Source organism: Aliidiomarina sanyensis (assembly GCF_003987175.1).
Lineage (GTDB): Bacteria > Pseudomonadota > Gammaproteobacteria > Enterobacterales > Alteromonadaceae > Aliidiomarina > Aliidiomarina sanyensis.
The window spans coordinates 1-1028 of record NZ_PIPM01000041.1; the positions used below are offsets into that span (position 1 = coordinate 1).

Consider the following 1028-nt stretch of genomic DNA (forward strand, 5'->3'; position numbering starts at 1 on the left):
CTAAAATGTCTTCTGGAGAATCACAGCCTTCAAGCAGCTGATCGATAAGTTTTTCTGATATTGGCATTCTGATATCCTTCTAAGGAGTTGATAAGAATGCCATTTACACAGATATTTTTACACTCTCGTTCTAAGGCTATCACGATGACGCCAGTTCCGCGTTTACCTATGACCGAATCGATTTCCCAGTCACCGTAACTCCGGCGTGCTCCAACAATCTTTGGTCGGTCATGAATAGAGCGTCTATCGACAATGCGCTCTCGTTGTTTGTGTATTCGCTTTCTGTATCGCTTTAATCGATGTCTTAGATGCTGATGAAGTTCGCCACCTCGCCGAAAATCGCGAATGATGTGGCTGTAAATCCACTCATGACTTACAGGACGTCCAATAAGTTTGCACACTGCGGCAATTTGCTCTGGACTCCAGTCCGCTGAAAGAAAGAGCTCGACAGCAATTACTGTGCGTTTGCAAATGCCTCTCTTTCGGCCCTGAGCACGTCTTTGGCTCGTTTTTTGATGAGCTTTGCTAGGCTCATAGCAACCCAATGTAACTGAGTTTCTCCGAAGCTCTCGGCTTACGGTTGATGGCGAAACGTCTAATTTTCTGCAATCTTTCTGAGTGAAAATTTCTCTGAGAGAAGCAACGAAGTCTGGTATCGTTGTCCCTCGGTCAACTGCCGATAACTCATGTTGGAACTCACTCTTTTGGTCGAAAAGTAAGACTACCAAATGTCGGTAGCTGACCTCTCTTCGAGCTATGCCATTACATGAGTGTTGCGGTTATTATCTGAAGTCAGCAAGTATGGTATGGTTGCTCCTTGGTTTGCCCTCAATAGCTTATGTTGTAAATTTTTTGGTTTAAAGTAAGACTACCACCGACAAAATCTGAGAAATTAACTAAGCCTAGATTCAATTAATAACTGCAACACTCGCTCTGCGCGTACTGCAATTGCTCTTTAAAAATTACATCTGGTTGCTTAAACCCTAATATCTTACGCGGCCTGAGATTTATACGCTGTTGTATTTTGG

Annotated in this window: 2 pseudogenes; both read right to left on the reverse strand. The window is 43.4% G+C overall.

The annotated features are described in order from the left end of the window. Window positions 1–65 precede the first annotated feature (65 nt). A pseudogene (locus tag CWE11_RS11980) lies at window positions 66–688 on the reverse strand (IS30 family transposase); the annotation flags it as partial. 224 nt (window positions 689–912) lie between these two features. Further along, window positions 913–1028: pseudogene (locus tag CWE11_RS12285) on the reverse strand (IS30 family transposase); the annotation flags it as partial.